General features: G+C 64.9%; 22 protein-coding genes and 1 pseudogene. 6 read left to right on the top strand and 17 right to left on the bottom strand.

The window, feature by feature from the left end:
* Positions 1-151 precede the first annotated feature (151 nt).
* Positions 152-499, top strand: coding sequence for an STAS domain-containing protein (locus tag AB0L63_RS31235; RefSeq protein WP_364508270.1), 348 nt, complete (start codon positions 152-154; stop codon positions 497-499).
* 13 nt (positions 500-512) lie between these two features.
* Here the strand turns inward: AB0L63_RS31235 and AB0L63_RS31230 are convergent, their stop codons facing one another.
* Genes AB0L63_RS31230 through AB0L63_RS31200 form a run of 7 tightly spaced genes read right to left on the bottom strand, consistent with a single transcriptional unit; the run spans position 513 to position 9,356 of the window.
* Positions 513-1,820 carry a DoxX family membrane protein gene (locus tag AB0L63_RS31230; RefSeq protein ID WP_364508268.1) on the bottom strand — a complete coding sequence of 436 codons (1,308 nt, stop codon included), beginning with the start codon at positions 1,818-1,820 and terminating at the stop codon, positions 513-515.
* A 15-nt stretch (positions 1,821-1,835) separates the two neighbouring features.
* Positions 1,836-2,315: a hypothetical protein gene (locus tag AB0L63_RS31225; RefSeq protein ID WP_364508266.1), complete on the bottom strand. Its 480-nt coding sequence runs from the start codon at positions 2,313-2,315 to the stop codon at positions 1,836-1,838.
* Positions 2,316-2,351: 36 nt separating this feature from the next.
* Positions 2,352-4,094, bottom strand: coding sequence for an amidohydrolase family protein (locus AB0L63_RS31220; RefSeq protein ID WP_364508263.1), 1,743 nt, complete (start codon positions 4,092-4,094; stop codon positions 2,352-2,354).
* A 4-nt stretch (positions 4,095-4,098) separates the two neighbouring features.
* Entirely contained in the window at positions 4,099-5,778 is a 1,680-nt protein-coding gene (locus tag AB0L63_RS31215) for a class I adenylate-forming enzyme family protein (protein WP_364508260.1), read from the bottom strand.
* A 21-nt stretch (positions 5,779-5,799) separates the two neighbouring features.
* Positions 5,800-6,840 (bottom strand): NAD(P)-dependent alcohol dehydrogenase, encoded by a 1,041-nt coding sequence (locus AB0L63_RS31210; RefSeq protein ID WP_364508295.1) that lies wholly within the window; start codon positions 6,838-6,840, stop codon positions 5,800-5,802.
* On the bottom strand, positions 6,840-7,979 hold the full coding sequence (locus tag AB0L63_RS31205) for a serine hydrolase domain-containing protein (protein WP_364508257.1): 1,140 nt from the start codon (positions 7,977-7,979) through the stop codon (positions 6,840-6,842). Before AB0L63_RS31205 ends, AB0L63_RS31210 begins: the two co-directional genes overlap by 1 nt.
* A 9-nt stretch (positions 7,980-7,988) precedes the next feature.
* On the bottom strand, positions 7,989-9,356 hold the full coding sequence (locus tag AB0L63_RS31200) for an NAD(P)-binding domain-containing protein (RefSeq protein WP_364508254.1): 1,368 nt from the start codon (positions 9,354-9,356) through the stop codon (positions 7,989-7,991).
* Between the two features lie 156 nt (positions 9,357-9,512).
* On the opposite strand from AB0L63_RS31200, the gene AB0L63_RS31195 reads away from it, so the two are divergent.
* Entirely contained in the window at positions 9,513-10,139 is a 627-nt protein-coding gene (locus AB0L63_RS31195) for a TetR/AcrR family transcriptional regulator (protein ID WP_364508251.1), read from the top strand.
* Here the strand turns inward: AB0L63_RS31195 and AB0L63_RS31190 are convergent.
* From AB0L63_RS31190 to galK, 4 genes and pseudogenes are all read right to left on the bottom strand, one after another.
* Positions 10,136-10,285, bottom strand: a complete 150-nt coding sequence (locus AB0L63_RS31190; protein WP_364508292.1) for a hypothetical protein — start codon at positions 10,283-10,285, stop codon at positions 10,136-10,138. The genes AB0L63_RS31195 and AB0L63_RS31190 overlap by 4 nt on opposite strands.
* A gap of 18 nt (positions 10,286-10,303) precedes the next feature.
* Positions 10,304-10,459, bottom strand: a complete 156-nt coding sequence (locus AB0L63_RS31185) for an epoxide hydrolase N-terminal domain-containing protein (RefSeq protein WP_364508248.1) — start codon at positions 10,457-10,459, stop codon at positions 10,304-10,306.
* A gap of 152 nt (positions 10,460-10,611) precedes the next feature.
* Positions 10,612-10,818 (bottom strand): annotated as a pseudogene (locus tag AB0L63_RS31180) (Na+/galactose cotransporter); the annotation flags it as partial.
* A gap of 112 nt (positions 10,819-10,930) precedes the next feature.
* Positions 10,931-12,046, bottom strand: a complete 1,116-nt coding sequence (gene galK / locus AB0L63_RS31175; RefSeq protein WP_364508246.1) for a galactokinase — start codon at positions 12,044-12,046, stop codon at positions 10,931-10,933.
* Between the two features lie 192 nt (positions 12,047-12,238).
* Here galK and AB0L63_RS31170 point away from each other — a divergent pair, with 192 nt between their 5' ends.
* From AB0L63_RS31170 to AB0L63_RS31160, 3 genes are read left to right on the top strand one after another with little or no spacing between them, the layout of a single operon-like run.
* Positions 12,239-12,829, top strand: coding sequence for a pyruvoyl-dependent arginine decarboxylase (locus AB0L63_RS31170; protein WP_364508243.1), 591 nt, complete (start codon positions 12,239-12,241; stop codon positions 12,827-12,829).
* Entirely contained in the window at positions 12,826-13,452 is a 627-nt protein-coding gene (locus AB0L63_RS31165; RefSeq protein WP_364508240.1) for a hypothetical protein, read from the top strand. The genes AB0L63_RS31170 and AB0L63_RS31165 overlap by 4 nt, the downstream gene beginning before the upstream one ends.
* The gene (locus AB0L63_RS31160; RefSeq protein WP_364508237.1) at positions 13,452-15,023 is read left to right on the top strand and encodes a GGDEF domain-containing protein; all 1,572 of its coding nucleotides are present in this window, start codon (positions 13,452-13,454) and stop codon (positions 15,021-15,023) included. Before AB0L63_RS31165 ends, AB0L63_RS31160 begins: the two co-directional genes overlap by 1 nt.
* Here AB0L63_RS31160 and AB0L63_RS31155 read toward each other — a convergent pair.
* Positions 15,020-15,742 carry a DUF6319 family protein gene (locus tag AB0L63_RS31155; protein ID WP_364508234.1) on the bottom strand — a complete coding sequence of 241 codons (723 nt, stop codon included), beginning with the start codon at positions 15,740-15,742 and terminating at the stop codon, positions 15,020-15,022. The genes AB0L63_RS31160 and AB0L63_RS31155 overlap by 4 nt on opposite strands.
* A 376-nt stretch (positions 15,743-16,118) precedes the next feature.
* On the opposite strand from AB0L63_RS31155, the gene AB0L63_RS31150 reads away from it, so the two are divergent.
* Positions 16,119-17,294, top strand: a complete 1,176-nt coding sequence (locus AB0L63_RS31150) for a 3-oxoacyl-[acyl-carrier-protein] synthase III C-terminal domain-containing protein (protein WP_364508232.1) — start codon at positions 16,119-16,121, stop codon at positions 17,292-17,294.
* A gap of 161 nt (positions 17,295-17,455) precedes the next feature.
* On the opposite strand, the gene AB0L63_RS31145 is transcribed toward AB0L63_RS31150, so the two are convergent.
* The 5 genes from AB0L63_RS31145 to AB0L63_RS31125 form a co-directional block, all read right to left on the bottom strand.
* Positions 17,456-18,157, bottom strand: a complete 702-nt coding sequence (locus AB0L63_RS31145) for a hypothetical protein (RefSeq protein ID WP_364508229.1) — start codon at positions 18,155-18,157, stop codon at positions 17,456-17,458.
* 119 nt (positions 18,158-18,276) lie between these two features.
* The gene (locus tag AB0L63_RS31140) at positions 18,277-19,731 is read right to left on the bottom strand and encodes a PepSY domain-containing protein (RefSeq protein ID WP_364508227.1); all 1,455 of its coding nucleotides are present in this window, start codon (positions 19,729-19,731) and stop codon (positions 18,277-18,279) included.
* Between the two features lie 208 nt (positions 19,732-19,939).
* Positions 19,940-20,503: a hypothetical protein gene (locus tag AB0L63_RS31135; protein WP_364508223.1), complete on the bottom strand. Its 564-nt coding sequence runs from the start codon at positions 20,501-20,503 to the stop codon at positions 19,940-19,942.
* Positions 20,504-20,612: 109 nt separating this feature from the next.
* Positions 20,613-22,271, bottom strand: coding sequence for an acyl-CoA synthetase (locus tag AB0L63_RS31130; protein WP_364508220.1), 1,659 nt, complete (start codon positions 22,269-22,271; stop codon positions 20,613-20,615).
* A gap of 117 nt (positions 22,272-22,388) precedes the next feature.
* Positions 22,389-24,038: an acyl-CoA synthetase gene (locus AB0L63_RS31125; protein WP_364508218.1), complete on the bottom strand. Its 1,650-nt coding sequence runs from the start codon at positions 24,036-24,038 to the stop codon at positions 22,389-22,391.
* Positions 24,039-24,090 lie beyond the last annotated feature (52 nt).

Raw genomic sequence — 24,090 nt, 5'->3', positions numbered from 1 at the left:
GATGAGACAGGTCCGACCGGACCGCAGGAGCCAGCGCATGTCGACCCATTTCGCTTATCCGGTAGGTAGACCCGCTGACCGTGACACAATGGAACACGGTGAGCGCGTTGATATTTCGCCCCTGCCAGGAGCTCGGGTCATCCAATGCACGGTGAGCCACCCGCGTGGTGATGTCACGCTGGTGGTTGTGGCGGGCGAGGTCGATCTGTGGACCGCTCCGCGACTACGGGACAAGCTGTTGCGGGCCTTCGGTTCTCGGGGTTCGATCACGATCGTCGATTTATCGCCGGTCACCTTCTTCGCCGCCGCCGGACTGACGACCCTGATCGAGGCCCAGGCGGCGGCCGAAAAGGCCGACCGTCGAATGGTTTTGATCACCACGGTGCGCTGTGTCGATCGGGCCATCGAGCTCACTGGACTTGCCGCGCATTTCCGCCGCGTCGGCTCCCTGGCCGCGGCGCTCGCGGACCCCACACCGGGATGTGTTGCCCCGGTGTAGGGTCGGCTGCGATTCAGCCGCGCCGCGCCGCTACCCGGGCACGTGCCTGCGCGATCCGTTCCTGCGCCAGTGCCATCCGCTCCTGAGCTTTATCGAGACGACGCAGGGCCTTGTCGACCTGCGGCTGGGCCTTCTTGGCACGCCGCGCCTTCTTGGCCAAGCGTGCGCGCCGTTTCTGTGCTTCGGCGCCGCGTTCGCGTGCTGTCGCGGCGATTTCGGGTCCGCGTTCTTTGGCGAGTTCGGCGAGTTCGGCGCCGCGGTGCTGGGCAATTTCGGCGAGGTGCGCGCCGCGTTCGCGTGCTGTCGCGGCGATTTCGGGTCCGCGTTCTTTGGCGAGTTCGGCGAGCTCAGCGCTTCGGTGCTGGGCCTTCTCGGCCAAGCGTGCGCGCCGTTTCTGTGCTTCGGCGCCGCGTTCGCGTGCTGTCGCGGCGATTTCGGGTCCGCGTTCTTTAGCGAGTTCGGCGAGTTCGGCGCCGCGGTGCTGGGCAATTTCGGCGAGGTGCGCGCCGCGTTCCCGTGCCATCGCGGCGATTTCGGGTCCGCGCTCTCTGGCGAGTTCGGCGAGTTCCGCGGTCTTCTCGGCCCACTTCGCACCACGCTCCCTGGCCAGCTCGGCCCATTCCGGCCCGTGTTCCTTGACCGTCTCCGCGATTTCGGAGCCCCGCTCCTGGGCGACCGCGAGCCGCACCGCCGCGACATCGCCGAGTTCGCGGGCCCGCACCGCGGCATCGAGTGCATGGCGTCGCAGTGCCTCGCTGGTGGCCGAATCCGTTGCGGTGAACGGCAATGCGGCCGAAACCGCCGCCGTGGCATTGCTGGCGGCCCGTCGACCACGCCAGCCGAGCGACGGTCTGCCTTCGGTATCCGCGCTGGCGATCATCAGACCGCCGAGCAGGCTCACATCCTTGAAGAAGGCGGTGCGTTTGGCCGCCTTGCGTTCCGGATCCTTTTCCGCCCAGAAATCCTGTTCGGTCACCGTCGCCGGAATCACCGTCGCGGCCAAGGTGAGCGAAGCCAGGCGCGGATACTTACCGAGGGCAAGCAGCACACCGGCCGAGACCTGGGTGAGCGCATTGATCCGCACGAACGTTCCCGGCTCTGCTGGCAACTTGGCGGCAATATTGTCGGGCAGCGCTTGCTTACCCTGCTGAACCAGGGCCGATGCCGCCTGGGCGCGCGGCTCGGGGTGGATCAGCGCGTCGACCCCATCGGCGACGAACGCGGTCGCCAGCAGTGGTCGGGCAAATCGGCGTAGCAACATGACGTCCCTTTCCTCGATGGTGAGGTTCAGGTAACCGCGTTCGGTGCCGTCAAACAACAAGATCAACACCCGGAATCAGGGTTTGACCGGGTGTTCTGTCGCGCCGAACGGCCGTACCTCCGGACTGGACAGAAAGGTGGTGATGATGTTCGTTACGGTCTCTGGATCCTCCACCATAGGCAGGTGACCGCATTCCGTGAGCTGAATTCGAGTGTGCGGATGCAGTGTCTCGTCGAGCCGGGCGCCGGCGCGGGCGGACAGGATGCGGTTCTGCTCGCCCAGATGGTGCAGATCGGCGGGAAACCGGGCCGGGTGTGAAAACATCGAGGTCGGCATGGGTCGGGAAGTCCTGCCCCAGGCCGTGCAGCGCCGGCAACCGGCCCATATCACCCCAGTGCGCCATAGTGCGGTGTGCGCCGCCGCCCGGCTCTCGCTGAGCTGGTCGGCGACGATCCGGGAGATGACCGCATCCCGTAGTGCCAACCAGCGGGCCACCGGAGCCGGCGGGAGCCTGGCATCGACCCAGGCCAGTCCGGACTTGCGTCCGCCGCGCATGGTGTTCCAGATCAGCGGGCGGACGGTACGGCCAAGTCAGGTACCCGCCCGGAGGAAGCGACCCGTGCGGCGGGTGCCGAGGACCGGAGCCGCCACCCCCGCGCCGAAGACGTACTCACCGGCGACGAGTACCGCGACCACCGTGGCGTCATTGCGGTTGACCATGCGTGCGAGATTGTCGAATATGGCGATCGGGGCCTCGGCATACTCCTCGACGGACTCGTCCAGATGTGCTGGATCGATGACGACCACATCCGCGCGGTCGCCGGGACGCAGGTGCCCCGCGTCGATGCCGTACCAGTCGGCGAGTTCACCGGTGATGCGATGCACCGCACGTTCGAGTGACAGGAACGGACGGTCCGCGCGTTCGGCGTCGTGCACCCGGCGCAGGAACCGCAGCCCGAAGTTGTAGAAGGCCATATTGCGCAGATGCGCGCCCGCATCCGAGAAGCCGAGCTGCACACCGGGATCGGCGGCGAACTTGTCCAGTACCCGCGGTCGGTGATTGGAAATGGTTGTGCGCCAACGCACTTTGCCACCGTATTCGACGACAAGGTCCAGGAATGCGTCCACCGGATGCAGGCCACCGCGATCCAGCCCGACCTGACCGAAGGTCTTCCCGATCACCGAAGCGTCCGGACACTCCACGATTTCGGCGTCGAAGAAATCGCGATGCCACACTCGCGGCCCGAACTTCTTGTCGTAATCCTTGCGGAATCGGCGTCGATAGCCTTCGTCGCGCAGTAGCTCGCGGCGCTGCTCCAACTGATTGGACAGGTGCAATGCCGCCGCGCCCGAACCGAATTCCTCGAAGACCGGCAGATCGATACCGTCGGAGTAGACCTCGAACGGCACCGGCAGATGCTGCCAGCGGAAGTCACCGCCCAGCCGATTGAGTACCCGCGCGATCAACGGAAAGATCTGGGCGACAGCGGGAATGGCCTTGATATCGGCCGCAGACAGCAGGCTGACCTTGAGCGGCTTGCGGAAGATACCGAGGCTGCTCGCCGCCATCGCGACCAGACTCTGCGGCCGGGCCACGTCCGGACCGCCCTGCAATGCCCGGCCGCGGCGGCGCAGGATCGCATTGAGCCTGCGGCGTTCCCTGGTGGTCGCATAGGTCGATGGCAGGGTGCGTGACCGGCAGACTTCACCGTCGAGCTTGTCGAATAACAGCTGCTGGGAGGACATGCCGACGAAGCCCGCGTCCAATGCCTCATCGAGTTTGGCCGCCATGGCGGCCAATTCGGCATCGGTCGGGCGAATCTCCTTGCGGGTGGCGCGATCCAATCCCATCTCGGCAGCCCGAATATCGGAATGCCCGATGAAGGCGGCCAGGTTCGGTCCGAGCGGGAGTGCCTCGAGTGCCTCGACATATTCGTGTGCCGAAGTCCAGGACTTGGTTTCGGTCATCGCCGTGAGCACATGTTTGCGCGGAATGGCCTCCACTCGGCCGAACAGATCACCGGCGTCCGAGGCGTCGACATGCACCGTCGACAATGAGCACGATCCGAGCAGCACGGTGGTGATGCCGTGCCGAATGGATTCGGCCAGCGCCGGACTTTGCAGTACCTCGACGTCGTAGTGGGTGTGGATGTCGATCATGCCTGGTATCACCCACTTCCCGGCGGCATCGATGACGTGCGGGCAGTCGGATTCATCGAGGGGCTCGGCCGAGACGATGGCGATCCTGCCATCCCGGATACCGAGATGGCGGATGGCCGACGGCGAACCGGTGCCGTCGAACCACCGTCCGCCTTTCACAATCGTGTCGAACATGACTTCACTCCGATGCGGAATCGGTTAGGGCTTCGGCGATCCCGGCGCGCACGACCTTGCCGGTCGCATTCCGGGTGAGGGGTGTCGTGGTGATGCGCCACCGTGCGGGCACCTTGTAGTATGCGATGCGCTGCTTCGCAAACTCGGCCAGATCCTGTTCGGTTGTGGCGGAAGGACTTTCGACAACAACCAGGGCGCCGACCACTTGGCCGAGATCGGCGTCGGGCAGTCCGACAACGGCGGATTCGCGCACCGCGGGATGTTCGTCCAGGCACTGCTCGACCTCGGTCGGGTAGACATTCTCGCCACCGCGCAGAATGAGATCCGAACGCCTGCCGGACAATCGGAGTCGGCCCTGCTCGAGGACACCGATATCGCCGGTGCGCAACCAGCGGTCGGACGTGATGGCGGCGGCCGTGGCTGCCTGGTCCGCCCAGTAGCCGAGCATGACATAGGGGCTGCGCACCCAGATCTCACCCTCGACGCCCTCGCCGACGGGTTCGCCGAGCTCGTCGCGGAGCTGTAGTTCGACCCCGATGACCGGGCGGCCGACGGTATCCGGGAAAGCGGCGAGTTCGGCCGGTGCCGCAATGGTCGCCGCGGTACCGCATTCGGTCATGCCGTAGCTGGTCACCAACGCAGCCTCGGCGACCGGAAGTTGTTCGCGCAGTTGCTGTTGCAGTGCGGCCGACGACGGTGCCGAGTTGAGCGAGAAGGCCGCAAGCGAGGTCAGATCGTAGCTGGTCAAATCCACTTCGAGCAGGCGACTCGCCATGGTCGGCATCGCACCCCAATTGGTGATCCGCTCCCGTCCGATCAGCCGCAATATCCGATCGGCATCGAATGCGCCCTGGTAGATGACGGTGGTATCGCCGGTCGCCATGCGCGGTAGCACCAGATTGTGCAGGCTGGCGATGTGGAACAGCGGGGAGGTGAGCAGGAAGCGGCGGCCCTTCGGACTGCCGTCGTCGGTGCCGCCCTGGAAAATGGCGGCGAGTGCGTCGTTGAAACGATGATAATCGATGACCGCCACCAGGTTTCGATGCGAATGCACCGCACCCTTGGGGCGGCCACTGGTGCCACTCGTGTAGAGGATGACCGCGGGATCGTCCTCGTCCACCGGAGTATCCGGTAGCTCGCCGTCGCCGAATTCGGCGATCAGCGCGGGCACATCGTGCTCCATGGTGAGCACGGGAACCCGAATATCGAGCGCCGCCACCTGACCCGCGCGTTTCGCATCGACGATCAGGACCGCGGGGCTGGTGTGCTCCAGGCCGTAGGCGATTTCGCGCGGCATCCACCAGGCGTTGTATCCGACCGTGATCGCGCCGAGCGTCTGCGCCGCCCAGAACGCCACCACCCATTCGGGAGTGTTGGCCGCGAGAATGCCGATCCGATCGCCCTTTTCGACGCCGTATCGGTCTCGCAGCGCGCGAGCAAGCGCGCCGACGGTCGCCACATGCTCGGCATAGGACATGCGCCGGTCCTCGGTGACCAAGTAGTCGCGATCACCCAGGGTGGCCGAGGCCGCGAGCACCTCGCGCAATGAGTGGATCCGGTCCTTGACCACCGGAATCGGCGCGCCGAGTACATCTTCGACCGTCATCTCGAATGGTCCGCCGGGACCGGTCAGCCGCGCAACGGCCTGTGCGGCCACTGCCTGTGGATCGAAAGGCTTTGTCATGGAAGGTATTTCCTCATGGGTTCAGGGCACCAGGACGGCGCGGCCGGTAATGAGCCCGCGCTCCAGTCGGTCGAGGGCTGCGCGGCCGTCCGCCAAATCGAAGCGTTCGATTTCGACGGTGAGGCGGCCGGACTTGGCCAGGGCAACGGAGTTGATCAGATCGGATTTGGTGCCGCCATACGACTTTCGGATCGAAGCTCCCCACGGCCAGCCGGGACCGCCCGCCGGTCCAGCCGTTATTTCCGGTGCGCCGCCGCCGAGTCCGATCATGCGGTACGCGCCATTGGGGGCTACGGACTCAACCGCGAGTCTGGCGGTCGCATCCACACCGACGAAGTCGAAGACCGCATCGGCACCACGGCCATCGGTGCGGTCCAGGATTTCGCGCGCGGTATCGGCACCGGAGAGCAGGCCCTCGGCCGCACCGCAGCGGGCGGCCAAGGCGAGTTTGTCCGGGCTCACGTCGACGGCGATCACCCGCGTTGCGGTGGTCGCGGTGAGGATCTGCACCCCGACATGGCCGAGTCCGCCGATGCCGATGACCACCGCGACGGAACCGGGGTACAACTGTGCACGCGCGCCATTGATGGCGTGATAGCTGGACAGCGCCGCATCGGCCAGCGGCGCGGCCTGCAGAAAATCCAGCTCCCCGATGGGTACGAAGGAGCTTGCGGGGATGCGGATGTACTCGGCCATACCACCGTCCGGACCGAGGCCTGGACAGGGCGGCATGGCGGTGCGTCCGGCGGCGAGGCAGACATTCTCATTGCCGCTCACACATTCGCGGCAGACACCACAAGACCAGCACAGGTAGACAATGCCGCGCTCACCGACCACCCGACCGTCGACCGCACTGCCGACCGCCTCGATGGTGCCCGCGACCTCGTGCCCGAGCGTCAGCGGATCCTCGCGCATCTTGAACGGAATATGCAGCACATGCAGATCGGAATGGCAGATGCCCGCGGCACCGACGCGCAGCAGCAGATCCGTCGGTCCGATCGCGGGCACCGCGACCTCGCGCAGTTCGAGCACACCAGGTTCGGTGAGCTGTAGTGCCCGCATCATGCTCTCACCACCGAAAACACTGCGCGCAGATAGGCATTCGCACGATCGGAGCCGATGAGTCCCGGAGCCATTTTGTTCATGGTGTAGGCGAAGGTGACTCGATGATCGAGGTCGTTGACCACGATGGCACCGCCGAGTCCGGCCCACCAGCAGACCTTCCCGTCCGGCACCTCCGGCGCGGTCTGCGATTGCGGCAGGCCGTAGCCGAGGCCGAAGCGCAACGGCGCCAGCAGCGCCAGATCCGGACCGTCGGACTGCTGTTCGAAGATCAGATCGATTGTTTTCTCAGACAACAACCTTCGACCGTTCAGCTCGCCCCCGCAGGCGACCAGCGACTGTACCGCCGCCACCGAATGCGCGTTGCCGTGCCCGTTCACCGCACCGATTTCGGCCTCGCGCCACGTGGCACTATTGGCCTCCGGAAGATCGACCAGAGGACTGGTGAACGTCTTGACCAGGACGCTGTCGTGATCGAGTGTGGCCATATCGAATTGCAGCAGCGGCGGCGGGACGAGTGGTGCGATGCGGTGATGATTTTCGGGTGCGGTGCCGATATGGAAATCGGCATGCAGCGGTCCGGCGAGTTCCTCGGCGAAGAACTGGCCCAGGGTGCGGCCGGTAATTCGACGGATCACCTCGCCGATCAGATGTCCGTAATTCAACGCGTGATAGCCCGATGCGGTGCCCGGCTCCCACCACGGCGGCTGGGTCGCTAGCCGTGCGCTCGCCGCCTCGGTGTCGTAGATATCGGCCAGCTCGATCGGCCGCTCCCAACCGGAGACACCAGAGGTGTGCCCGAGCAGATGGCGAATCTCGATATCGCCCTTGCCATTCGCGGCGAATTCCGGCCAGTAGTGCGCGACCTTCTGCTGCACATCCAACTCACCGCGGTCCACCAGCAGCAGCGCCGACAGCGCGGTCATGGTCTTGCTGATGGAGAACACATTGACCAAGGTGTTCTCGGTCCATGGCACGGTCCGCTCGGGATCATGATGCCCGCCCCAGATATCGACGACCGGTTTGCCGTCGACGGTCACGCAGATCGCTGCGCCGAGCTCCGCGCCCGTAGCGATCTGCTCAGCCAATTCCGTTCGCACACCGGCGAATTCGTCCGCACAGAATCCTGATGTCGTCATGGTTGCCCCTCACGCATTCTCGAGTGTCCTGGCGGGCACCGGCAGCGCATTGCCGGCGGCGGCGGCTCGCTTTGCGCCTCTTGCCATTTCCCGGGTCATATCGCGCACGTAGGGCTCGAACTCGACCTGGATCGTGTGCCGGGGCGAGTTGTAAAACTGTTCGGCGCGGCGCTGTTCGACCGCTTCGATCTCGGCATTCATCTCCGCTGCCGACGGCGGCAGGTACTTGCCCGTCAGATAGGCCGCGACCAATTTGCTCTGCTGTTCGGCGAAATTCACCAGCGTCGGCAGCGATTGGGCCAGGCCGAGGTAGAACAGATTGTCCACACCCGGCTTCATCATCTGCTTGAACAGCGGAATGCGATTCTGCGTGTCCGGCACCAGCTTCGGATCCGAGAAGAACGGGAAGCTGATGTGATAGCCAGTGGCACAGACGATGACGTCCACCTCCTCGGTGCTGCCGTCGGCGAAGCGCACCCGCGAGCCCTCCAGCGCGGTAATAGCCGGTTTGAACGCGATATCGCCGCAGCCCGCGCGATATAGGAACTCCTCACTCGCCGACGGATGTGCCTCGAACGGTTTGTGATCCGGCTTCGGCAGCCCGTAGAACTCCATATCGCCGCGGAACTTGCGCACGAAGCGTTGCCTGAGCTTCAGGCCGACCTTACGCGGCATCCACGGCGGTATACTCCGTCTGTCGCCTACGGTGCCGTGCACATACTTCGGCAGCACCCAGACCCCGCGCCGCGCGGAAACGATGAGCTTCTCGGCGACGTAGCGCTGTGAGAGTTCCGAGGCGATATCCATGCCGGAGTTGCCCATGCCGACCACCACGACCTTCTTACCGCGCATATCCACCGGGTCGAACGGATCGTTATAGGCGTGGGCGTGCATCAGCACACCGTCGAATTCCCCCGGATAGTCCGGAATGTTCGGATCCCAGTGGTGGCCGTTGCAGACGAGCAGCGCGTCGTAGGCCCGGGTGCGGCCGTCGCTCGCGGTGATCAGCCAGCTGCCGTCGGCCTTGCGCTCGGCCGCGGTGACCTTGGTGTTGAACAGGATCTTGTCGCGGAAGCCGAAATGGTCGACGTAGTCCTTGAAGTACTGGAACAGCTGCGAATGGTGCGGGAAGTCCGGCCATTCCTCAGGCACCGGATAATCCTCGAAGGCGAGCCGGAACTTGCTGGTGTCGATATGCAGCGACTGGTAGCAGGCGGACATGCCATTGGGATTCTTGAAATACCAGTTGCCGCCTACCTCATCGCTCGCCTCGAAAACCTCGAAGGGAATATCGAAGTCCTGCAGGCGTTTTGCGGCGGTGATTCCGGAGGGGCCCGCGCCGATGACGCATACCCGGGGATGGTTGCTGTGAGTCAATTTCTGTAGTCCTCGTCCGAAGGATTGCCGTCATGTGGGCGGCACCGGATCCGGTGCGGCGAACCATCCCGCGCCGCCTGCGGCACGTGGAGTGACGTAGGCAACAAATTAGCACCGGCTAGACGTGCTGTCTAGTGAAATGACATGATGTCTACCATGCCGACCAAGTCGAACCCGACCGGACTGAGCCTGCGCGACGAGCAGAAACTGCAGACGCGCGCCAGACTGATGGACTGCGCCAAGGCGCTGTTCATCGAACGGGGCTATGCGGCGGTCCGGGTCGATGACATCGCCACCGCCGTCGGCTGCAGTCGCGCCACCTTCTACCTGCACTTCAGCGGCAAGTTGGAGATCCTGCGCGCCATCGCCGAACAGAGCACCTTGCCGACCGCACTGCACTTCTACGAGGATCTGGATCGGGTGCTCGACACCGGTTCCCGTGCCGAATTCGTGGACTGGGTCACCCGCGCCATCGCCTGGTTCCACGAATACAAGGACCTGCTACCCGCGTGGGATGAGGCCACGGCATTGGAGCCGGAATTCCGCGAAGTCGTCCGCCTCGGCATCCTCGCCCTGCCCAATGTCATGACCGCCTACATCGCCCGCTGGCCCGAAAACCGCCGCGACGAGGCTCGCCTACGGGTGGAACTCCTTGTCGCCCAACTGGAACGCTTCTTCACCCGCTGGGCCATGCAGGGCACCATCGATGTCTCCACCGACCAAGCCGCCGAAGTGCTCACCGATATCTGGTTTCCCGCCCTGCAAGCCCCCGACCGTACTTAGCGGCGACTACGGAAGGTGCGGCGCAGATCCTGGGTCCACAGGTCCGGGATTTCCCAGGGAATGAGCGGTACGCCGGCGACGTCGACGAGGTAGTTGTCATAGGCGTTGATCGCGGCCTCGGCCTTGCGCCAGTCGTATTCGTGCAGCCAGTACTCGACGAGTTCTTACAGGTAGCCGGGGTCGACGCCGTAGTACCCGTCGCCATTGCCCACATCGTCGGGCCAGCGCGTCAGCGCGAGCCGCTGGCGCAGATCGGTGAGCACCGCATCGGGTACGTGAATCGGTGTCTGCTGGAGCGGGAACGGGTCGGCGTGGCTCAAAGATCGTCTCCTGCAACCGCTTCGCGAATTTCGAATGTCCCGACCGTAACACTGGCGAAATCGCGAGCGGAAAGTCAACCCTCGGGAGGCGAATCCTCATGGGGCGTCTCGGCGCCCACCTTGGTCGGCACCGAGACCGGCCGCGACAACACCATACCGAGAATGAAGGTCGCAAACAGCGGTGCGTTGAAGAAACTGAACAGCGTCTGCAGATAATCCATCATATTGCTGAAATTGCCTACGATGAGCGCGGTTCCGGTGGCCGCGATCGTCGCGCCTACAGTGGCGAGCCGACCGACGCTCAGGTAGTACCCGTCCGGCCGATCCCGCCGCACATGCTGCCGCCACAGGTCATAGCTGCGGCACAGCGTCGTCCCTCCGGGAGGCGATGAAACCGGGCGTGCGCGTTCTACAGTGCGTGACTGTGCCGTATCCGCGCGGCACAATCGCGCACAAAGAGTGAACAGTTGCTCAAGCGATGCGGTGCGCACCCGCGCCGGGAACGACAACGAATGTGCGCGGTACCGCGAAACCCGATCGCGCGAACCGATTTCGCACCGCGTCCGCGACCGACGCGGTGGCGTCCCGATCGACCAGCGCGATTACGCTGCCGCCGAACCCTCCGCCGACCATGCGCGCGCCATACGCCCCGGCCTCGAGTGCGGCGGATACCGCGGCATCCAGCGCCGGTGTCGAAACCTCGAAATCATCGCGCAGCGATTCATGCGCCGCGGTCAGGATCGGTCCGATCTCGCGCGGATCCGCACCACTGCGCAACTTTTCGGCAACCGCGAGCACGCGCATATTCTCGGTCACCACATGCCGTGCTCGCCGCCATAGCACCGCATCGCCGATCCGGTCCACGGCCGCCACCGATTCGATGTCGCGCAGCGCGGGCACCCCGAGTGCCGCGGCGGCCGCCTCGCATTGCGCGCGCCGCCGCGCGTAACCACCATCGATCAGCGCGTGCGGCTGTCCGGTATCGATCACCAACAACTCCAGCCCGAACCGATCGAGATCGAACGGAATCTGTTCGTGCCCGACACCGTCATGCGCGCCCAGCCGACGCACATCGAGGAACAACGCATGCCCCGCGGTGCACAGAATCGATGCGGACTGATCGAGCAGTCCGGTCGGCACCCCGGCGTAGTCGTTCTCGGCCGCACGGGCCAGGTCGATCAACTCTCGATCGGTGACGGTGGGCGCGAACAGATCTCGCAGCGCGATACCCACCGCACACGACAGCGCCGCCGAGGACGACAGTCCGGCGCCGATCGGCACCGCACCGTCCAACTCCAGGTCGACGCCGTCACGCACATATCCGCGCCGGGCGAATTCGGACACAACGCCCAGCGGATACCGCGACCATCCGGGAACCCGATCCCGTTCGGCGGCAAGCTCGCTCACCGCGACCAGCACCGTCTCACCCGGCCGCTGCCGCGAGACCACCTGGACCCGGCCGTCGATTCGCGGCTCCGCCCGACACTCGACCACCAGAGGCAGTGCGATGGGCAGCACGAAACCGTCGTTGTAATCGGTGTGTTCACCGATGATGTTGACCCGCCCCGGCGCCACCCACTTCGGCACGAATTCCTCACTTCGTCGCAATGCCAGTGCACACATGTCATCCCAGCAACCCTGGGCACCACACCCTACGAGACACGCCGCCGGACCACGTCTTTCGGCCGACGCGGATGCGTGATCGATCGTCTTGACGCACAGTCGAATTTGACGCAATACCGGCCTAAAAAATCCGGCCGACGGCTTCGGGAGGGCATTATGATTCTGACAACCCAACGCGGCGGCCTGCTCGGGCTGCAGTGGATCGATCGACTGCTCCCGCCCATGGGCAGGCCGGACCGCGGCGATCAGCGTGACTCCGGAGCTCCACTGACGATCGAGATCGGCGCGGCGACGGGGGTCGGCCCGACGGCTATGTCGGCTTTCGATGCGGCACTGCGTGACCTGGGAGTAGGTGATGCCAACTTGATCCGCCTGTCCTCGGTCATCCCGCCGCGAGCCGTCCTGACCCGGACCGGTCGCGTCCGCAAGCCGATCCCCTGGGGTGATCGGCTCTATTGTGTCTACGCCGCGCAGCATGCGGACGCGGTGGGCGAGCGCGCGGGCGCTGGCATCGGCTGGGTGCTGCGCGACGACGGTTCCGGCGCTGGACTTTTCGTCGAGCACGAAGCCGAGACGGCCGCGCAGGTCGCGGCACTGATCCGCGCCAGCCTGACCGATATGACCCGCAACCGGCCGGAGCGATTCGGCCCGATTCACCTGTGCACCACCGAGGCCCGCTCCGATGGCACGCCGACCTGCGCGCTGGTGCTCGCGGCATATCACACGACACCATGGGGACGACAATGACGGCATTGCGCAGTGATTCGATGGGCAGCGGTGGTCGGGTGACCGGCGGGCCGCCCGAACTCACGGTCACCATCGAATCGACCATTCCGGACGACCGGATCGACATGTTCCACCTCCTGTACGAGGAGGCCTTCGGCCCCTTGCGCACCAAGGCCATTGCCAGGCAGGTCCTACACCGATCCGAATTCCGCGCGGAGATGATCGACCCGAGGGTAGTCAAACACGTCGCGCGCACCGCGACCGGCGACCCCATCGGCGTGACCACGCTGACCAAACATCTCGAGACCGTCCCGTGGATCAGTCCGGAGTATTTCGCCGCCCGCTATCCCGAATATGCGGCGCGCGACGCGATCTACTACGCGGGTTTCACGCTAGTTGCGCCAAGTGCGCGACAGGGGGCCGCATTCCATGCCATGATCAAATCAGTTGTCCAGGTATTGGTGGCCGAACGCGCTGCGGTCGGTTGGGACATCTGCTCGTACAACAACACTCGGTTGTCCTTCGCCGACAGCCTTCGAGCGGTGCTCGATGAGCAGGAGGCGCAGGTCGAAGTCGCGGTGGAAGATTCGCAGACCTACTACGCGGCGCGGTTCACTGGGGATGGAGCGACCAAGGGGGGCTGATGACCGTCCGGGAAGGGCAGCCGACGACCATTCGGTGCCGCCGCGAAATACGGTGGTGCACAGTACTTCTCGTACTCACCGCGATCGGTCTCACGGTACTGCTCTGCCTTGATGTCCGGCCGTTGTCGCTGTTGACCATGGCCGCCGTGGTGCTCGGCACGCTCACCATGATTTGCATCGGCCTGCGGCGATATCGTCCCGAGCGGCCGCTGCCTTGGTACCTGCTCTCGGTCTCGGCCGTCCTGTTCGCCGTGGGTACGGCCACCCGCGAGATCGACAGCCACGCACTGCACCCGATCGACGACCTGTTCACTCTTGCGGGCTATTTCGGCACGGGCGTGGCCGCGGCGCTGTGGTTGTGGCCACGCCAGGACAGGCCCAACTACGATCTGCTGCTCGACTCGGTGCTCATCGGACTCGGGGCACTGCTGGCCTCGTGGACCTTTCTGATCTCACCGATCCTGCAGTCGCACCGCACCATCGCGAATACCCTGGTGGCCGCGAGCTATCCGGTGCTCGACGCCCTGCTGCTGACCTTGGTCGCGCATTCGATGGCCACCGCGACCCGTTCGGAGACCTCGCTGCGCCTGCTGCACGTCGGGTTGATCGCCGTGCTGATCGGCGATCTCGGCTACAGCCTCGATACCGTCGGCCGCGCACCTTTCGCGCATGAGCTGCTGTTGGTGCCACTGCTGGTGGCCTATCCGATCGTCGGCGTCGCGGCGCTGCATCCGACCATGGCGAGTCTTGGTGCGCCACGGCGCATCCACCCGCACCATTCGCGGCAGCGGGCCAGCTTCATCGCGGTCGCGTTGATCGTGGCTTCGTTGATTCCGGTGGTCGGCTCCAGTCTGGATACTCTCGATCGGGTAGTGGTCTCGTCACTGTGCGCGCTGCTGCTCATCGGCGTGCTGGTGCGCAGCGAACGCGCCATCGTGCGCAGTGCGCGCAGTGAACGGCGCGCGCAATACCAGGCGGACCACGATATGCTCACCGGCTTGCTGAATCGGTCCGCGCTGCTGCACGCGTTGAATCGCAATCGTGAGCACTGGATCGAGCGGCCGCTGTGTCTGCTGTTCATCGATCTCGACGGCTTCAAGATGGTCAATGACAGCTACGGCCACGCGGTCGGTGACGAGCTGATCGCCAATGCGGCATCCCGGATCCGGCACCTCATCCGGCGCGATGATGTGGTGGCCCGCTACGGCGGCGACGAATTCGTAGTGCTCGCATCGCTCGACCGGGAGGAGGCAGCCACGCTCGCGGAGCGACTACTCGGCGCCTTCGTTCGGCCGTTCGAGCTGAGCGCGGGCGAAATTCCGATTACCGCAAGCGTCGGCCTGGCCTGCGGCAGCGCGCGCAACTCCGACGACACCATCTACGACCTCATTCGGGATGCGGATTCGGCGATGTACCACGCGAAGGAGTACTCGCTCGGCTACGCCTTCCATGACGATCTGCGCCACGGTGCGGAGCCACGGCACAGCACCGCCGACTCGGGACGCCGGATCTGGCGCCCGAGCGGCCGGTCCCATAACGCCAGCGGCAGATCCGCCAGCACCGCTGTCTAGTCCGAGAGCTCGTCGAGCAGGCGCCGCGCTTCTTCCAACTCCGCCTGCAACTGCTGCACCTTGGATTCCTGGACCACTCGGGCCGCCTCCAGGATTCCGGCCACCACCTCGGCCACCTCCGGATGCAGCACCTTGGCCGCCTGCGCCACCGCGGAACTGGTCACCGGCAGACCGCGCACGGTCTTCTTCTTGCCGCTGACCACCTCCACCGACCACTCGCCATCGGCGGTACCGGTGAGCGTCACCGTGACCTCAGGTGCCTTCGCCTTGGTCCGCGCGGCGGCCGTGGTCTTTGCCGCGGGCTTCGCGGCACCGGCGGGCGCCGCGGGCTTGGCCGGCTCCGTCGCTGGGGCAACGGGTTTCGGGGCCGCCGCGGTCGGGGTGGGGCTCGGGGCCGGCGGCGCGGGGCTCGTCAAGGTCGACGGCTGGGTCACAATGGCTTCCTTCCTGGTTGTCGACTTCGGCTGGGCAGAGCTTGCGGTTGCCGCCTTATCCCGCGGCGGCTTGGTCAACGTCACTTCGGTCGGAGAAAAGGACAGTACATCCTTCGACCCGGTCGGCTTGACCCGCAGGAAGTCACTCTCGGATCGATCACCGATCTCGACCACCTTGCCGGACCGTCCCTCCGGCACGCCCACCGCGGCCGCGGTGAACCACACCATCGGCGGGCGACCGCCAGCGATCTCCGTGGCGATCTGCTGAATCTCAGTGTCCGACAATGGTTGTAGCTTTGTTCGTGGGGACGACATGGTGGCACTCCGAGCGGTATTCGTGGATGGCTGCGTGCACAGATGATGCCGCACACCACCGACAGATTCACAAGCCGCCACCGAATTCGCCCGCTATCGGACCAGACCCCGAACCGCAGCGAACATTCAGCAACGCTCCAATCGCCCCTGGCTCACCCGTTAGCCGAGAATGTATTGGTGGCGCCGAATATCGACTTGGGTTCAGGGGTGGATGCAACAGGGTTGTCCGGCGAGTGAAATCTTCCCAGTGGTGGGGATATTCTCGACCCTCGAAGCCTTGCTATATGGACATATATTTGACGTGTCATTGGGTGGTCTGCCTGCTATAGCAGCCCCGAGCGACAAGATGGCACGGGCGGTCGATGTGCCGCGACCATGGCATGGGTGCGGACATTCGTTTCGAATGGCAGGTAATACAGCGATGAAAGTTGCGATCACCGGAGCTGGGGCTTCCGTCCCTCCGCTGATTATGACCAACGAGCGGTTGCTCGGCATGTTTCCTGGACCTCGGAAGATGCCGTGGACACCGGAAGAGTTCGAGAAGAAGACCGGAATTCGAGAGCGGCGTTTCAGCTTCGACTTCGATGACGCTGCCGGGCGCCCGGTGTTTCCCCCTGGATACGGTGATGCACCGGGTCCCGCTGGGCTGCTGGCGGAGGAGGCGCTTCGGGAGTCGCTGCTGGTGGCCGGTCTCGACGCGAGAGACCTCGATGGTCTTGTGGTCGGCTGTAGTACCCCGGACAGGCTCGGCTTCGGCAGTGACGCGCAGTTACTCCATCACCGGGTCGGAATGCGCCCGGACGCCGCTGTGCTTCAGGTCGACGCCGGCTGCGGAGGCTCGGTCTTCTGCCTGCAGTGGGCCAAGGAAATGATTCTCAGCGGTGTGCGCAAGAAGGTTGCCGTTGTGATGGTTCAATTGGTGTCGCCGCTGCTGAGTCGCGACCTTTACACCGGGAGTGTCGTCTACGCGGGTAAGGAGAACGAGGCATTCCTGACCGCGCTGCTCTTCGGCGACGGTGCCGGCGCCGTGATCCTCCAGGCTGTCGATGACGACAGTGAGTCTCGAATAGAGTCGTCCGCGACGATCAACGAGTACCACGAAATCGTAGTTCGGCCGGCTGGTGGAAACCTGCGTCCACCTGGAATGCCGGGCATCGCCCTGTCGGATCATGCACATCACGTGATCGGAAGAAGGGTTGCGGATGCCTATGCACCCACCATGAAAAAGATGATAGACCATGTCCTCGCCGATGCCCGCATGGATATCGGCGACATCGAACGGTTCTATCCGCACCAATCGAATCTCCGACTCATCGAGCAACTGATGGATATCGCCGGTCTCCCAGAAGACCGGACGGCGATAAATGTCGAGCGCTACGGAAATACTTCGGGTGCGAGCGTGTTCATCCTACTCGCCGAGGACATCCGCAATCAGAAGGTAACTCTCGGCAGTGGGGATCCGGTCGTGATTGCGGCGATCGGCGCCAATCTCCAATACGGAGCTCACGTGGTCCGGCTGTAGCAGTCGGCAGGTCGGGCAGTCCCGAGCCGCCTCCGTCGACACCGAAGGCCCTGGTGCCGGAACAGCCTGAGCTGCACCGAAACCAGGGCCTGATGCGACTGGAATCACAGATCGAAAATCTGGCGATCACGACAGAAATTCATCTGTTCTCGCAGGTCGGATTACTTCCCCTGGAAAGGCGAATTGACGGTGGTGAGGTATTGGATCGAGGCGCCGATCGCGACCGGGGCGGTCACGAGGATCTGGCCCGCTAGTACGCCTAGTGCACCGACAGCGACGATGCCGCCGAGGCAGCCGATGGCGGCGGCGGGAATGAACGGACCGAAGAGGCCGACGATGGTGGCCGAGGCGACCGTCGCACCCGCGATACCGCCGAGCACGCAGCCGATGGCGCCGCCGCCGATGCCGCCGACCAAGGTGCCGATGGTAGCGCCCATGCTGATGGTGCTGGTCATGCGGGACCAGGCGGCTTGTTCGCGATCGTATTCGGTCTTCCAGGGGGCCTTGTCCTCATACGGCAGTGCGGCCGGCTTATAGGTCGCATGTGCGATATCGAACTGTGGCGTGAGAGTTGCGGTGTTATCGGCGATTTCGGCCGCGAGCGGGAATTCGAAGTCGTCGACGCGGAAGGTGAGCGGGGTGCCCGCCACGGTTGTTCCGTTGGCGGCCTTGATCTTCAGCGCGCCGTCCTCGACGACCATCGATCCGGAATCGGTGGTGATGATCGACTGGGTGTCGGTGGCCTGGGCGGTGAAGTTGATCGGGGCGGCGGCCTCGATCGGTTCGGCAGAGCTCGCACCGGCGGCAATCCCCATCGCGGTCGCCATGCACGCGGCGGCGAGGGCGAACTTATTGATCTTCATGAGATTGGTGAATCCTGTCTTTTCGGGGCATGGCGATACAACGGCCATACCTTTGACGTTCGTTGGGGCGAATTGGTAAGCGCCGGAGCCCCTCACGCCCCGGCGGTTTCAATTGGCAACTAGGCCGTGGCGCGCTTGCGTGTCACCAGGCCGACGATGACGTCGACGACGAGAAACGCGAGCAGGCTCAGCCCGACCAGCGGCACGAACCAGCCGACAACCAGCGCGGCCGCCACCATCGGCACCGCCAGCCACAGTGAGGTCTGGCGCAATGCACCGCGACGTGGTGCGCGTCCGACGGCGAACCGCGAAGCACCACGGGTCGGCCGCCGCTGCCACCACATCAGGTAGCCGAGCACGAGCACGATGATCAGTCCGATCATCACCACGAGCAGCAGCAACTGGTTGAGCAGCCCGAACATCAGGCCCATGTGGAATTGGATGCCCCAGTTGGAGAGCTTGGCCATGATCGGCCAGTCGGCGTAGGCGAGCTTGTCGGTGACCCTGCCGGTCGCGCCGTCGACGGCGACCGCATCGACGGTGTAGGTGCCGGACATGCGCCGTTCCTTCACCGCGAATGCGACACCGGGCTTGGCCGGAATGGCGATTTCCGAGCCCTGGGTAATGCCATTGGCGCGGGCTGCCGCATAAACCCCGTCGAGCTGCGCGATCCGGGTCGGGATGTCGACCGGCGCGGGCGCACGATCGCTGCCACCATGGTGTTCGCCCCCGGAGTGTTCCGGCGTGGTCGCCCCGGGCAGTGCGGTGCTCACCGCGGGTGTGGTCCAGCTGAGCTGTTCGCGCAGTTCGGTGATGTTCTCGCCCGCATAGGTCGACCAGGTCATCCCGGTCGCCGCCATCATCAGGATCACCGGCATGATCCAAACGCCAACGGCACCATGCCAATTCATCGAACGACCGCGTCCCTGCCAGGAACCATCCGGTGCCAGCAGCCAGGCTGCGGAGTTGCGGTTGCGCCGCCCACGCACCCGACGGATCCACAGCATGAGACCGGCCAGCGCCACGACCCACAGCCACGACGCCGCGAGCTCGCTGTATATGCGACCCGGTTCGCCCAGGTGCAGATCCCGGTGCAGGCGATCGATCCACGTGCGCATCGGGAGCGCACCCGAACTGCCGTAGACCACATCGCTGCCGACCGGCTGCGCGGTATACGGATTCACGAAGACCGCACGCCGTTCGGACTCACCGAGGGACGGGTCGTCGAACAGCACGCGGGTGGTGTCATCGGCTCCAGGGGCCGGCGCTACCGCGACCGGCTGCAGATTCGGCTGGGTGGCGACGGCCGCGGTGACCTGTTCGGACAGCGGCCGCATTCCGCCATTCGCCTCGACCGTCAACAGGTCGTGCGAGGTAATCGATTCCAAGGTCGGGGAAATGGCGTAGAGCGCTCCCGTGACCGCGGCGATCAGAACGAACGGTGCGACGAAGATGCCCGCATAGAAATGCAACCGCATCACGAGGGGATAGCCGCCGTTGCGCGACCGTATCCTCGTTTCCTTTGTCGGAGCCGATGATTCGGCATCCGGCGGACTGGTGTCCGTAATACTCATGATTGTTCGTTTCTGGAGTTCGGAAGAACCCGGAAGATCGTCGGCCGTCCGTAATCGGCGAGTGCTCGTCGAAATCCGCTGGACGCCCGTCATCGCGACTACGCCGAACAGCGGATCCCGGCGTTCGCCGGGCGAGCAGAGCTCCGCGCAAAGATGTTGCACGGCAACGACGACGCACGAGCACGGCCCGTGCGCCGGGTAATGAATATCAGTGACCGAACACCAGCGGCGGACCGCGCGTGCGCAGCGATTCCGTGGCGAATATCCGCAGCACTACCCGATCGCGGTGGGTCAGGCGCAGTGGCACCGGCCCGGGTATCGCGGGCGGGTGATACCGCATCGGCAGCACTCGCGACAGCACCGCACAACCGATCCGATACGTGGCCTCCGCACCCTGGATAACCACCGCCGCGAGCCCAGCAGCGACGACGTGTGCGGTAGCCATACCGGGCGTGAGCTGGGCATCGCCGTGATGCATCTGCCCTGAACTCCAGCCCATGGTGACGTGTCCGAGCAGCTGTCCTGCGACGAGCGCCGAGATCAGCCCGATCGAGGTGTCGCGCAGCGGTGCGAGCCCGGCTACCAGTGCGCCGACAACGGCGGAAGCGGCGGCGAGGAGCACGAGCGAGGAACTGTCCGGCGGCATTCCCGCGGACGCCCACCCATGTGCCGCAACGGATATGGCACCGGAGATCGAGCCGGCACATGCGCCGCGCACCCGCGCGACGGCGCTGCGTTGCCCCGCAGCGGCCGGGCCGAACTCGATACTCACGCGCTGATGATAGCTGATGAATTACCCGCCGTTCTCACCCCGAGCGGGCGGCCAGAATTCATGGGATGCATCGGGTTTCCGAATGGAAGACCTGCGGCCCGGCCGGAAATCAGTCCGCGTCGCTTTCCATCTCGATCAACGGCTTGCGCAGCAACTTCCCGGTCGCATTGCGCGGCAGCTCATCGAGGAAGATCACCTCGCGGGGTACCTTGTACCGCGCCAGATTCGCCTTGACGTAATCCTTGATCTCCTGTGCATCGCGCTTGGACTCCGGTCCGGGAACGACGAAGGCGCGCAGCCGCTTTCCGAATTCGCGGTCATCGATGCCGACAACGGCGGCCTCGAAGATATCGTCGCGGCCCGCGATCAGGTTCTCCACCTCGAGCGGGAAGACGTTCTCGCCGCCGGAGACGATCATGTCGTCGTCGCGGCCGTCGATGTAGAGCAGGCCCTCGGCGTCGAAATGCCCGACGTCACCGCTGGACATCATGCCGTCCACGATCTCCTTGGTGCGGCCGTCGGTGTAGCCGGTGAAGGCGAAACCGTTGTCCACGAAGATGGTGCCGGTGATACTCGGCTCGGTGATCGGCTTGTGGTTCTTGTCCAGCAGCACGATCCGGATGCCGACCGGCGCCTTGCCCGCGGTGGTCGGGGCCTTGCGCAGTTCCTCCGGGGTCGCGACGGTCATGACCGCGCATTCGGTCGAGCCGTACAGGTTGTAGAGGCTGTCGCCGAAGTAGTCGAGGGTGCGGGTGACAACATCGGGTGCGATGGCCGAACCCGCGGCGAAGATCACCTCGAGGCTGCTCGGGTCGTACTTGGCCAACACCTCGTCGCCGAGATCAAGGATGCGCTGCAACATGGTCGGCACCACGATCAGCGAATCCGCCTGGTAGCGCTGAATATTCGCGAGCGTCTTCTCCGGATCGAACCGGCGCTGCTGGAAGATCACCCGGTTGCCGAGGGCAAGACCCAAGGTGAACTGGGAAAGTCCGGTGGCGTGGAAGATCGGCGCGGCCATGATCATGGTCCCGTTATTGGGCAGCGGCACCCGGTCCAGGAACTGGGCCGAGGCGAACGGGCTGACCCGGTCGCGCGGCGCACCCTTCGGCGTGCCGGTGGTGCCACTGGTCAGGATGACCATGCCGCCGGGCTTGGTGGGTGGGGGCACCGGTGCGGTCGAGCGGCCCTCGATCAGCGATTCGATGGTCGGGACCGACGGATCGGAATCGTCCTTCTCATCCACCCAGGTGAGCACCCGGGGAATCTCGGCCGGGATCGCGCTCATCAGGTCGAGGAATTCGCTGTCATGCAGTACGGCCTTGATGTTCTCGCGCGCGGCCACATCGGCGAACTGCGGTTTCGCGAAGCCGGTATTCATCAGCACCGTGCGCACGCCGAGCTTGCCGGTCGCGAGCAGGCTCAGCACCATGCCACGATGGTCGCGCGCCAGCAGCGCGACCACATCACCGGGCTGCAAGCCCTGCGCCTCGAGCCCACGGGCCAGGGCGCTGGACTGCTCATCGAGCTGGCCGAAGCTGACCTCACCGCGCTCGTCGACGATGGCTGCCGCATCCGGTCTGGTTTGCGCCGCGTGCATGACGACACCGGCGAACGGGCCGAACTTGAGCACATTGAATGCGGACCGCACCGCGTGATCGGGTCGGAGCGGATTGAACAAGCGCCGCTTGACCATGACATTCACGCCTTGGGCGAAATCGCCCGCTTTCCGGATGGAGTCGTTCAGCGCAGGTAGGGATAGAGACATTCGACAACGCCTTCCGTGATCCACCCACCGGGACCGGGGGTGGTGTGGACCGCAACTTCGAGATCCAGTACTGCAGCAAACAGTAGCAAGCGTCTGTAACTCGCTGTTTCATGTATCTCAGTGGTCCAATGGCTGCCCGGATCTCTGCGTGACTTCGTACTCGACGAGCACCCGGCGCAGCAGTTTCCCGGTGGGGTTGCGCGGGAGATCGTCGAGGAAGACGACCTCGCGCGGCACCTTGTAGCGGGCCAGATTCTCCTTGACGTAGGCCTTGATCTCCTCGCTGCCGGGACAGTGACCGGTCTCGGGGACCACGAAGGCACGCAGACGCTTGCCGAATTCCGCATCGTCGACGCCGACGACGGCCGCGTCGAACACATCCGGCCGCTCCAGCAGCAGGTTCTCGACCTCCTGCGGGAAGACGTTCTCACCGCCGGACACGATCATGTCGTCATCGCGGCCGTCCACCATCAGCAGGCCGTGCTCGTCGAAGTGGCCGACATCGCCGCTGGACATATAGCCGTCGATGATCTGCTTATGTCTGCCGTCGGTGTAGCCCTCGAACGGCGCACCGCTGCGGATGAAAATGCGCGCGGTGGTGTTGATCGCGCTGACCTGCCTGTCGTTCTCGTCGTAGAGCCGGACCTCGCAGGTGATCGGCGCCCGGCCGACTGTGCCGGGTGCGATGGCGAGATCGTCCGGATTCGCGACGGTGGCGACGGCGCATTCGGTAGAGCCGTAGAGGTTGTACAGCACCGGGCCGAAGATCTGTGTGGCCTTGACACACAATTCCGGCGACAGCGCCGAACCCGCCACCAGAATGCATTTCAGCGACGTGGTGTCATATTTGGCACGGATCTCCGGCGCCAATTCGGTCATCCGGTGCAGCATGGTCGGCACCGCGACCAGCATTTCGGCCTTGTGATCGGCCACCATCTGCAGCGTGGCTTCCGCGTCGAAGCGGCGGCGCACCACCACCTTATTGCTCATCGCCGAGGCGACCAGGTAGGTGCCCAGGCCGGTGCTGTGGAAGATCGGCGACACGATGACCTGCGTTCCCCGGACCGGGAACGGAATTCGGTCCACCATCTGCGCGGTGGCCAACGGGGTCACCTTGCTGCGCGGTGCGCCCTTCGGCAGGCCGGTGGTGCCGCTGGTGAGAATGACGAACCCGCCCGGCTTGGACGGTGCGGGCAGGTCGACGGGGGAGTTGGCGGCGATGAGATCGTCGAGAGTCTGTGCGCCGTCGGGCAATTCGGTGCCCTCGTCGACCCAGGTGAGGTAGCGCGGCAGACTCGGCGGCAGCGCGTCGAGCAGGCCGAGGAATTCGCTGTCGTGCAGGACGGCCTTGACCTTCTCGCGCTCGCAGACCTCGGCGAACTGTGGTTTGGCGAAGCCGGTATTCATCAGCGCGACCCGCACGCCGAGCTTGCCCGCCGCGGCCATGGCCAGGATGAGGCCCCGATGGTCGCGGGCCAGCACACCGACCACGGAACCCTCGGTCAGATTCGCCGGCCGCAACCCGCGCGCGATCGCGGTCGACTGCTCGTCGAGTTGCCGGTAGGTCAGTTCGCCGCGCTCGTCCACCAGCCCCGGGGCATCGGGCGCGACTCGGGCCGAATGCCGGATCAAGGTCGCCTGCGGCCCATAGACCTGCGATTCCTTCGCCGTCCGCAACGTTTCCAGCGGCTTCTTGGGATCACTGACCCCGCGCGCCCGTAGTACCCCGAATGCCTTCACAACCTCGAGCGCATGCGCCAACTTCATCGTCGATCACCTCTACCAGGAACTCGCATCGGCACTCGACCTAGCGATCTCG

It is taken from the genome of Nocardia sp. NPDC051990 (assembly GCF_040680755.1).
Lineage (GTDB): Bacteria > Actinomycetota > Actinomycetes > Mycobacteriales > Mycobacteriaceae > Nocardia.
Note: the sequence above shows the minus strand (reverse complement) of the source record. Positions and strands in the feature narration are given on the sequence as shown.

Excerpts from the sequence above, each read along its gene's own strand:
- AB0L63_RS31195 (WP_364508251.1), top strand. The coding sequence starts at position 9,513 with ATGCCGACCAAGTCGAACCCGACCGGACTGAGCCTGCGCGACGAGCAG.
- AB0L63_RS31205 (WP_364508257.1), bottom strand. The coding sequence starts at position 7,979 with ATGACGACATCAGGATTCTGTGCGGACGAATTCGCCGGTGTGCGAACG.
- AB0L63_RS31215 (WP_364508260.1), bottom strand. The coding sequence starts at position 5,778 with ATGACAAAGCCTTTCGATCCACAGGCAGTGGCCGCACAGGCCGTTGCG.
- AB0L63_RS31225 (WP_364508266.1), bottom strand. The coding sequence starts at position 2,315 with ATGCGCGGCGGACGCAAGTCCGGACTGGCCTGGGTCGATGCCAGGCTC.
- AB0L63_RS31160 (WP_364508237.1), top strand. The coding sequence starts at position 13,452 with ATGACCGTCCGGGAAGGGCAGCCGACGACCATTCGGTGCCGCCGCGAA.
- AB0L63_RS31150 (WP_364508232.1), top strand. The coding sequence starts at position 16,119 with ATGGCACGGGCGGTCGATGTGCCGCGACCATGGCATGGGTGCGGACAT.
- AB0L63_RS31130 (WP_364508220.1), bottom strand. The coding sequence starts at position 22,271 with ATGTCTCTATCCCTACCTGCGCTGAACGACTCCATCCGGAAAGCGGGC.
- AB0L63_RS31220 (WP_364508263.1), bottom strand. The coding sequence starts at position 4,094 with ATGTTCGACACGATTGTGAAAGGCGGACGGTGGTTCGACGGCACCGGT.
- AB0L63_RS31165 (WP_364508240.1), top strand. The coding sequence starts at position 12,826 with ATGACGGCATTGCGCAGTGATTCGATGGGCAGCGGTGGTCGGGTGACC.
- AB0L63_RS31210 (WP_364508295.1), bottom strand. The coding sequence starts at position 6,840 with ATGCGGGCACTACAGCTCACCGAACCTGGTGTGCTCGAACTGCGCGAG.
- AB0L63_RS31125 (WP_364508218.1), bottom strand. The coding sequence starts at position 24,038 with ATGAAGTTGGCGCATGCGCTCGAGGTTGTGAAGGCATTCGGGGTACTA.
- AB0L63_RS31145 (WP_364508229.1), bottom strand. The coding sequence starts at position 18,157 with ATGAAGATCAATAAGTTCGCCCTCGCCGCCGCGTGCATGGCGACCGCG.
- AB0L63_RS31170 (WP_364508243.1), top strand. The coding sequence starts at position 12,239 with ATGATTCTGACAACCCAACGCGGCGGCCTGCTCGGGCTGCAGTGGATC.
- AB0L63_RS31140 (WP_364508227.1), bottom strand. The coding sequence starts at position 19,731 with ATGAGTATTACGGACACCAGTCCGCCGGATGCCGAATCATCGGCTCCG.